This window comes from Olsenella sp. Marseille-P4559 (assembly GCF_900605015.1).
Lineage (GTDB): Bacteria > Actinomycetota > Coriobacteriia > Coriobacteriales > Atopobiaceae > Tractidigestivibacter.
Genome location: NZ_LR027575.1, coordinates 518,901 through 527,473, shown reverse-complemented (window position 1 = coordinate 527,473; position 8,573 = coordinate 518,901). Strand labels below are relative to the sequence as shown.

General features: G+C 64.5%; 9 protein-coding genes and 1 pseudogene. 7 read left to right on the top strand and 3 right to left on the bottom strand.

Features of this window, described 5'->3' with window-relative positions:
* Together E0E00_RS13920 and E0E00_RS13915 are read left to right on the top strand one after the other, a co-directional pair.
* Positions 1 to 521 (top strand): annotated as a pseudogene (locus E0E00_RS13920) (hypothetical protein); the annotation flags it as partial.
* An 82-nt stretch (positions 522 to 603) separates the two neighbouring features.
* Complete coding sequence (locus tag E0E00_RS13915; RefSeq protein ID WP_130813116.1) at positions 604 to 1,227, top strand: hypothetical protein; 624 nt, start codon at positions 604 to 606, stop codon at positions 1,225 to 1,227.
* Positions 1,228 to 1,272: 45 nt separating this feature from the next.
* Here the strand turns inward: E0E00_RS13915 and E0E00_RS14495 are convergent, their stop codons facing one another.
* Positions 1,273 to 1,434, bottom strand: coding sequence for a hypothetical protein (locus E0E00_RS14495; RefSeq protein WP_165443718.1), 162 nt, complete (start codon positions 1,432 to 1,434; stop codon positions 1,273 to 1,275).
* Between the two features lie 607 nt (positions 1,435 to 2,041).
* Here E0E00_RS14495 and E0E00_RS13910 point away from each other — a divergent pair.
* A complete protein-coding gene (locus E0E00_RS13910) occupies positions 2,042 to 2,275 on the top strand; it encodes a hypothetical protein (protein WP_130813115.1) in 234 nt (77 codons plus the stop codon).
* Between the two features lie 18 nt (positions 2,276 to 2,293).
* On the opposite strand, the gene E0E00_RS14785 is transcribed toward E0E00_RS13910, so the two are convergent.
* Together E0E00_RS14785 and E0E00_RS14780 are read right to left on the bottom strand one after the other, a co-directional pair.
* Complete coding sequence (locus E0E00_RS14785) at positions 2,294 to 3,436, bottom strand: zincin-like metallopeptidase domain-containing protein (RefSeq protein WP_207302783.1); 1,143 nt, start codon at positions 3,434 to 3,436, stop codon at positions 2,294 to 2,296.
* A gap of 24 nt (positions 3,437 to 3,460) precedes the next feature.
* Positions 3,461 to 3,661: a hypothetical protein gene (locus tag E0E00_RS14780; protein ID WP_207302782.1), complete on the bottom strand. Its 201-nt coding sequence runs from the start codon at positions 3,659 to 3,661 to the stop codon at positions 3,461 to 3,463.
* A gap of 327 nt (positions 3,662 to 3,988) precedes the next feature.
* Here E0E00_RS14780 and E0E00_RS13900 point away from each other — a divergent pair, with 327 nt between their 5' ends.
* From E0E00_RS13900 to E0E00_RS13885, 4 genes are all read left to right on the top strand, one after another.
* Positions 3,989 to 5,446, top strand: a complete 1,458-nt coding sequence (locus E0E00_RS13900; RefSeq protein WP_207302781.1) for a B12-binding domain-containing radical SAM protein — start codon at positions 3,989 to 3,991, stop codon at positions 5,444 to 5,446.
* 84 nt (positions 5,447 to 5,530) lie between these two features.
* Positions 5,531 to 6,112 (top strand): TetR/AcrR family transcriptional regulator, encoded by a 582-nt coding sequence (locus tag E0E00_RS13895; protein ID WP_130813114.1) that lies wholly within the window; start codon positions 5,531 to 5,533, stop codon positions 6,110 to 6,112.
* Positions 6,113 to 6,768: 656 nt separating this feature from the next.
* On the top strand, positions 6,769 to 7,074 hold the full coding sequence (locus tag E0E00_RS13890) for a helix-turn-helix transcriptional regulator (protein WP_130813113.1): 306 nt from the start codon (positions 6,769 to 6,771) through the stop codon (positions 7,072 to 7,074).
* Complete coding sequence (locus E0E00_RS13885; protein ID WP_130813112.1) at positions 7,071 to 8,318, top strand: type II toxin-antitoxin system HipA family toxin; 1,248 nt, start codon at positions 7,071 to 7,073, stop codon at positions 8,316 to 8,318. The genes E0E00_RS13890 and E0E00_RS13885 overlap by 4 nt, the downstream gene beginning before the upstream one ends.
* Positions 8,319 to 8,573 lie beyond the last annotated feature (255 nt).

Here is an 8,573-nt window from a genome sequence, read left to right as displayed (position 1 = left end):
CGTTCGACGCGTCCGAGAAGGCCGCTGCCGCCAGGGCCCCGGCATCTCGGGCATCGTCCGCCCAGGAGGTCGCCGACCTGGTAGGATGTACGAGATCCGCGCTCTGCAAGGGGAGGCGCGGGCTGCTTGAGGAGGAGCCCCCGATGTCCGAAGGCCGCCCCAGCAAGCCTGCGCGGACGCGGGGAAGGTCGCCTGCGACCCAGGCGGGCACCGCCGCCCTCGAGGCCAGGAAGGCCGAGCCCGAGGCCGAGCCCGAGGGGCCCGGGCTCAGGCGCGACATCACGGAGGGTGCCCCCGAGGCCCTGGGGAAGGGGGCGGGCGCCGACCCGGCAAGCGAGCCCGCGAACGGGGAGAAGACCCTGCTGATCGGGTCCCCGCGCCCCAAACGGGGGCCGTGCGAGCCTCCCTCGGCGCCCGGGATGGCCCGGCCAGGCTACCAGTGCCAGCAGGGGGCGCCCCGCGCCCCCGACAGGGGCGAGGGGGGCCCGCAGGAGGATCTCGGGGGTCCTCGACGCCAATGACGGCACCTGCGGAAGGCGCCGCATCCACGACGGGCCCGAGGCGGGGGGCGAGGCCATCGGGGGGCGCAGGATCGCCCGCATCATGGCCGGGGAGGGGCTCGAGGCCCGGGGCAGGACGAAGCCAAGGCGGCGCTGCAGCCCCTGCGCGGGCGAGGTCACGGAACATCCGGGCGACAAGGTCAGGCAGGACCTTGCGGCGGGGCTTCCCAGCTTCCTGTGGCCCGCGGACGTGACGCAGCTCTCGGTCCCCGCCGGCAAGCCCTGCCTCTCCCCTGTCCCGGACTGCTCCGGCGGCTCCATCGTGAGCTGGGCGACGTCGACCTCGCCGGACGCCGAGATGGCCGACTCGATGCCGGAAGCAGCCATCAGGCTTACCAAGCCCGGTGAGAGGGCCCACCTCGTCGTCCGCGGCGGCTGCGGATGCCACTGCCGGTGGCCCGGGTGGATATCGATCTGCGAGGAGGCGGGAGTCATCCGCTCGATGTCGAGGAAGGGCAGCCCTCCCGACAACTCCCGCATGGGGGGCCTCCTCGGCACCATGAAGAACGGGATGTCCTGCGGGAGGGACTGGGAGGGCGTCAGCCTGGGGGGGCTCGGGAAGAGGATCGATGGCTACATAGGGTGGCACGACACAAAGAGGATCAGGCGCTCGCTGGGCTCGATGGGCCCCTTGGCATACAGGCAAAGCCTAACCCTTGCAGCCTAGCGAGAACGGTACGGAAAAGCGGTACCACCCCCTTCGCGTCACTTCTCAGCGAACATCAACAGCCCAGGCGTCGGCCGCCTCGTCGAACGTGCCGATTCCGACCTCCTCACGGCACCTTCTCGCGGCGACAGCGGAGGCGAGCTCGGCGAACTGGGCAGCCGACAGCCCCTCCGCCATGCCGCCGCAGGGGTTCCCGCGGCGCGGCATGGTCACTCATCCTGTCCGCCAGCGGGCCCGTCCGCCCAGGGTGTCGCCAAGCACGAAGGCGGATGGGCCCGCTGGCGGCTTCGTGTTTGGCGATGCGACCATACCATCAGGCGTGCCTGGCGGCCAGGCCGATCGGGCCGTCTCTATCCGCACTCTGGTTGACTATTCAATTTCTTTTAACCCTGGCCATGTGCTTTTCGTTCCAAATTTTCCTCACGATAGGCCGGGCATCCATTAAGGACAGTAGGGCGTCAACGCTTAACACTCTCGTTGCCGCATTTATACAGTTGGTATTGCAATTTCTTAGTGTCTTTCCGCTACCGGGCATATCCGCTGACATAAATGATGAATTTGATATTGTATTTCTCCAGTGTAGTGGCGTAGTCACAGGTCTGTTCTCGGCTTGGATGGCTTATGAGGCCACCAAGCCAGAAGCGGATCAGAGCCGCCGATATAGGAGACTGTTCTCCAGCAGCGAAGACCAATGCGCTTGCAGACGTCAGTGACTGGGTTCAGTGACGTCGCTGTAATATGCTGCTATGGCTGGTCTCGACCGCGGTCGGACCGGCGAGACGTTATGCGCGCCGACTGAGACGGAGAACCGTACATGCCGAATCTCGACCCCGACCCCCGCATCGCGGCGGAGGAGCTCAAGGAATTCAGGACCGTGACCCCCAACAGCAAGTTCCAGTGCGAGGACGGCAGGGTACGAACCTGGCCCGGGATGATAGACGGAATCGACTCTGACCTCGCCCCCGATGCCGCGGATATCTCGGACGACGAGCGCGCCTCGAGGTACTACGAGCTGCTCTGGAGCTTCGGCGCACAGCGCATCTCCTAGCGACGGCGGTAGTCGCCCTCAGAGGTCTCTCCCCCGCGCACGAGGTCGCGGGGCGCTTCCTGCGCCCAGTGTCTCTGATATCTCCGCAGCGGATCTCGTGCGTGAGGAGAGAAACTCCTTTTCGAGGGCGTTCGTCCTGGCATCGTCCCCTCTCGAGGCCACCAGCCTCTCCCGCCTGTCGGCGATGAAGTCGGCGGTCTTGGACGCCTGCGGGGCGGCCTTCGCGAGCGCGGACGGGTCGCCGCGGATTGAGGTGAGCCAGCCCTGCAGGTAGGCGGCGTGGTTCTCGAGGAAGGTCCTCCCCATGTCGGCGTTGGCGTAGGCCCCCATGCCCAGGTCGGCGTCCGCCGCGGCGAAGGCGGAGCCCAGCTCCGCCACGAGTTCCTCACGGGCGTAGCCCTCCTCCGACCCCTCGACCTCGCGGCCGACCTCGCGCGCCGTCGAGTGGCACATCCCGTGGAGGAGCGTACGCGCAAATGCATCCATGGACGTGAACTGCGAGCGCAGTGGCAGCGTGATCGAGTCGGTGGATGGCCGGTAGTACGCCTCGTCGACGCGACCCTCGGCCATCGGGCACCTCAAGGACTCGATGAACTCGTCCGCCACGCGCTCCACCTCGGCGTTCGCCAGGGCGTGCGCGCTCAGGTCGTAGGGCTCGACCCTCTCCACCTGGGAGGCATTGAACACGTGATGGGGCCTCCCCCTGAGGGAGGCGTCCTTCGTTGCCTCCTGGGGAGTCTCCCCATACGGACGAGCTGCTCGACCCTCTGGAGGGTAACGATGCCGGAGCCCGGGACGCGCACGTACCAGCTCCAGAACTCGACCGTCGCCGTGGAGCGGGCGCCCCTCGCCACATGCCAGCCGACGTCGCGCGCCTGGTTGAACATTCGGCACACTACCCTCGTCGTGGCTAGCATCCGGGAGCGGAGCGACATATCCACGTCGAAGGCCTCGGCAACCTTGGAGGGTGGCGAACGTGCGCCCGGTGAGGGGGATTGCCCGGCTGCGCCTGGTCTTGGGTTCCTTGACATAGTAGCCGCTGTCAGCGCTGCCGAGCGCACGCCGCACGGTGATGGTGCCGTCATCTCCCAGGTCCGACCATCTGAGGGCGCACACCTCCCCGCGGCGCATGCCGGTGGTAAGCGCGAACTCGATAGCCATGCCCAAGGACTCGTCCCAGGCCCCCTACGCCAGCTTGAACATGCGCGTGCGCTCCGCGCGGTCGAGCGCGTTGATCTTGGGCTTCACGCGCTTGGGCGGCTTGCAGTAGTCACAGGGGTTCTTGGTGGCGAGGCCCTGGCCTGTAAGGTCTCGATATCGGGGGGCGTTCGAGCGCAGGCTGGACGCTGACAGTCGCCTGGCGTCTCGCATGCGTGGAGAGGGCAAGCACCAGGAACCTCCTCGATACGGTTGCAGAGACGATATCGCCGCTTGAGATGACGCCCCGGATGGGTACGAAAACTGCGCTGATACTTGCGCGATTGACGACTTGGGGTCGGAGGAAAAGTCGCCAGCCGTGAACGGTGCCGGACAGTTGCGACGTATGTATTCCCGTCTCCCCTCGACTATCCGATACTCTCGTTGTTTGTATCTGTTTTCATGTAGATATATCTCCGATATCATTGATTTGAGGCAAATGGCCCGATCCCGGATGCGCACAGCGCACGGGGCTCGGTCCGTACGACCGTACCAGGTGCGCCGTGAGGAGAGGTGGTGGGCGCAAGCATGCACGTCGTCTTCATCGTCCCGGCCCCCTTCGTGAAGCGCAACCCTATCTACCGGCTGGGAGGTAGGCTCTACGGGCATTCGAATCCCATCACAGGCCCGCTCATCCTAGGTGGCATCGTGCGGCAAGCCGGCCACGACGTCGAGTGCTACCAGGAGCTGCATGGCCCGGTGGATTACAAGCGCCTGCTCAAGTGGGCCGACGTCGTGGGTGTATACGCGATGACGGCCACCGCCCCGCGCGCCTATGAGATTGCAGACCTGTTCCACGAGAAGGGGCACGCGCACGTCCTTATCGGAGGCATCCACCCCTCGAGCGTGCCAGAGGAAGCGCTGACCCATGCCGACCAGGTCATCGTCGGCGAGGGAGAGAGCGTAATCCTCGACGCGGTCGAGGGTCGGCGCACTGAAGAGATCGTCCGCGCCGAGCCGGTCTGTAACCTGGACGACGTGCCCTTCCCCGACTACAGCATCCTCAAGACGCCCTGCGAGTCCGCCAATATCATGACGTCGCGGGGATGCCCGTTCAACTGCACGTTCTGCACGACGTCACGCATGTTCGCGCCATATCGCAAGCGCAGTGTCGATTCCGTCATCGCCGAGATCAGGATGGCCCACGAGCAGGGCTTCGAGTACATGAACTTCGAGGACGACAACTTCACCGCGGACAAGGAGCGCGCTAAGAAGATCTGCCAGCGCATCATCGACGAGGGCCTGCAGTTCAAGGAGACGTTCTTCTTCGGGCGCACCGACATGGCCCGCGACCCCGAGCTGCTCGACCTCCTGGCGAAGGCCCACCTGACGCGTGTGCTCATCGGCATCGAGTCCCTCAACCAGGAGTCGCTCGACTCCATCGACAAGCACCAAAGCATCGCCGACATCGAGCGGGCCGGCACCGCATGCCGCAAACATGGCATCCGCGTCATCGCGAGCATCGTGCTCGGAATTGACACCGACGGTCCCGAGGACATCGAGCGCTCGTACCGTTTCGCGAAATCGATTGGTGCCTACCAGATTCAACCGGCGATTCTCACGCCCTTCCCCGGTACGCCGGATTACGAGCGGCTGCGCGCCGAGGGACGCATCTTCGCCAACGACTGGGAGCTATTCGACATGACCAACGTCACGTTCCACCCCAAGAAGATGTCCCCCTGGCGCCTGCAGGAGTGCTTCTTCGAGGCCGCGGACCAGTTCTACGATTTCAAGTCCGCTCTGGACATCTGGAGGACTTTCGGAGCCGAATACGGTCTGCGCCGCATCTACCTGGCCATCGCGACCACGCTCGGCGTGCCACTGGCGCATTTCTGTGCCGACCACGTGAAGGCATCGCCCTATTACCAGCTCAAGCACATGGACTGGCTGTACGGACCCCAGCCGTTGCGAGCCGGGTCGCCCAAGGCAGCAAGAGGCGTTTCCGGACGGTCCCCGGGCGTCTGCCACTTGTGATCAGCAAGTTTGTCGTATCTTGATGGTACCGGGTAAAATCAAGCAGGATAACTGGCGCATATACTGCAGAGATATCGGATAGATATGAACACGAGGGACCCAAGGTACGTGCGAGCCGAGGCGGCGCTGCAGAAGGCGTTCCTCGAGCTGTTCTCCCGCGACCGCATCGAGGCAATCACCGTCTCCCAGATCATCGCGTCCGCACACGTGAACCGCAGCACTTTCTACGAGCACTACCGGGACAAGTATGACTTGCTCGATAGTACGGAACGGGGTTTTCTGAGCGATTTGGAGCAGGAGCTCAGAGCCTCGCCGGCCGCCCGGACGCTGGCGGGCGAACATGTGGATGAAGGGGGGTTGCGCGACTACTACCGCCACCTCGTCAGCTTCCTCCTTGCCCGACGCGAGCTCGTCACCGGGCTCACCGCAAACGACAGGAATCGGTTCATGGTTGGGTTCAGCAAGGCCATGGAGCACGTGCTCGTCTCGACCAATGCCGTGGACAGCCACAGTTCGTCGTTTCACTACGACATCGTGGGGTTCACGTGGATGAGCACGGGAGTGATATGCGAATGGGTGCACAGGGACTTTGACGAGGAGGAGGGCGCCTTCGTCGAGATGCTGGTGCGCCATGGGTCGGCTTTGTTGCTCGCCCTGCAGACGTAGGGGTGTTCCTATAGTTCTGTCAACTGATTATTCCAGCTGACAGGCCGCGCGAGGGCAATGTCGGCGCAGGCCCCGCGAGGGGTCTCGCCTCTCGCCGATTCGGCGCGGCTCGCCAGGCCGCGTACGGGGCCTCGTCCCCCATGGTCGCGTAGACCACCTTGGCCCCCTTCCTGGCGGCCGCCTCCAGCGCCTCGCCGCGGCACATGCCGCGCCCGCGGCGCGAGCGGCAAACGCACGGCCCGAAGCGGTTCCTGCTCCTGACAGGCGAGTTGCACGAGAGCACGAGCGGGCCCTTCGGCCTCCTGTCGCCCCGCCTAGACGCGCTGGGCGACGATGTCGAGGTCCCCCCCGCCAAGGACCATCTGTTGGGGAAATGCTACCGTTGGGGGGCTGCGGGCTCAATGCGGCACTGTCGTGTTACCCACCAGAAGTTTCGAAGAGCCGAGGTTTCAAAGAGTCGAAATTCTGGGATGTCCCGAGCCCAGCTGGGCAAACGCCCAAAACGCGAAAAGTTGCGTTCAATAATCGGATGCTCGCCTATCTCGGGTGGCCGTAGCGGGAAGAGTCCCCAGGGTCGCTCTCAGATATGCTAGATTAATGTCGTTTATATTCTACGTTAACTGCTATAACGCATCTAATAACGGACAAGTGATTCCATGAAGCGACCGACATCTGCAAAGACTAAGCTGGCGGCCAGAAGCATAGGCGAGAACATCGCGACGTGGCGCAGGCTCTACGGGCTGACCTCGCAGGAGCTCGCCGACAAGGCCAACGTCTCTCGCGCGACCATCTCGCGCCTGGAGAACGGCGACCCCTCCGCCAGCCTGGAGACGTTCCTCAACGCGTGCCGCGCACTCCAGACCCTGGACGCAGTGGTCGACGCGACGGACCCGTACCAGACGGACCTGGGACGCGCCAGGGCTGACCGGGCGCTTCCCAAGCGCGTGAGAAGCAAACGATGACCCCCACCATACAGGTATTCACTTCCCACACCCTGGGGGACGACGTCCTTGTGGGCACTTGCCACTTCAGCCTGCGAAGAGGATCCATCAGTTCGTCCTTCATCTATGACCAGGGGTATCTCGCCTCGTCGGACGCTTATGCAATCGACCCCTCCCTCCCCTTTCGAGACGCATCCGGATTCTGCGCGGGCCTTCCCGGGGCCCTGAGGGACTCCTCCCCAGATCGCTGGGGCCGCCATCTCATCGACCGGCGCGCAGTTGCCGAGTCCAGTGGGAGCGGACTCGCTCTGCGCTCGCGCGACGAGGCGGACTACCTGCTGGGCGTCTACGACGCGTCAAGGCAGGGAGCCCTACGATTCCGCGTGCCCGGCTCAGACAACTACCTCTCCCCAAACGAGACCGTGCCTCCCCTCGTCGAACTCAAGCGACTAGTCGCGGCATCGAACCAGGTGTCCCTCGGCAGCGCCGACAACGATCAGGTCAAGGAGCTCCTGGATGCGGGTTCCGGCTCGCTCGGCGGCGCCCGCCCCAAGGCCTCGGTCACGGACGAGGGCAGAATCCTCCTCGCAAAGTTCTCGCACCCGAGAGACGAGTGGGACGTGATGGCATGGGAGAAGACGAGCCTCGACATCGCCAAGGCGGCCGGACTCGCGGTCCCGAGGGCGAGGCTGCTCCGAATCGGCTCGGACTCCATCCTACTGCTCGAGCGCTTCGACCGCGAGGGTTCGCTCATAGACGGTCAAAGGATTCCCTATCTGAGCGCGATGAGCTTGGTCAGGGCGCGTGACGATTCACAGAGCGACTACGCCGATGTCGCGGACGCGCTGGTGGACTGGTGCATAGACCCGCTCCCCCAGCTCGAGGCCCTGTTTGAGCGCGTCGTGCTCTCCGTAGCCCTGCACAACACGGACGACCACCTGCGAAACCTGGGACTTGTCCGAAGGGGAGGCTGCTGGGTCCTCTCCCCAGTGTTCGACGTCAACATCAATCCCGACCCGAGCAGGGGGCGCACCACGTCGGTCTTCGGCGAGACGGGCAAGACGGAGGTCAACGGCCTAAAGGAGCTGGCGGAGTCCTGCGGACTCGCTGCCGAGAAGAGCTCCCTCGCAGTCGCAAGGGTGCTGCGTGGCGTACGGACATGGAGGGCACTCGCCAGGAGGAACGGCTGCAAGGAGGCGGAGTCCGAACTCATGGGCCGCGTAGTCGACGAGCGCGCGCACGCCCTCAGCACTGCCTTTTGTTGAGAGGCTAGAGCGCAAACGCGACACGCCCGCAGCTCGCCGCAGCATCGGAGTTGTCGCTCATCTTGGGGGGCAGTCAAGGTCGTAGCCACGTTCTTCTCGCCCTTTGCTGCAGCGTAGAGCATGACCTGATCGTGTCGCGAAAGTTGGTGTAAGCCCAAAAACGGGTCGTTGATGGGCATCTGAACAAAGGTGTGGTCACCGTCCTAGAATTCGTACTGCCTAAGGTAACGGATTCGAGGAAAGGACGATGGCCAC

Excerpts from the sequence above, each read along its gene's own strand:
- E0E00_RS13915 (WP_130813116.1), top strand. The coding sequence starts at position 604 with ATGGCCGGGGAGGGGCTCGAGGCCCGGGGCAGGACGAAGCCAAGGCGG.
- E0E00_RS14495 (WP_165443718.1), bottom strand. The coding sequence starts at position 1,434 with ATGCCGCGCCGCGGGAACCCCTGCGGCGGCATGGCGGAGGGGCTGTCG.
- E0E00_RS13910 (WP_130813115.1), top strand. The coding sequence starts at position 2,042 with ATGCCGAATCTCGACCCCGACCCCCGCATCGCGGCGGAGGAGCTCAAG.
- E0E00_RS14785 (WP_207302783.1), bottom strand. The coding sequence starts at position 3,436 with ATGGCTATCGAGTTCGCGCTTACCACCGGCATGCGCCGCGGGGAGGTG.
- E0E00_RS13895 (WP_130813114.1), top strand. The coding sequence starts at position 5,531 with ATGAACACGAGGGACCCAAGGTACGTGCGAGCCGAGGCGGCGCTGCAG.
- E0E00_RS13890 (WP_130813113.1), top strand. The coding sequence starts at position 6,769 with ATGAAGCGACCGACATCTGCAAAGACTAAGCTGGCGGCCAGAAGCATA.
- E0E00_RS13885 (WP_130813112.1), top strand. The coding sequence starts at position 7,071 with ATGACCCCCACCATACAGGTATTCACTTCCCACACCCTGGGGGACGAC.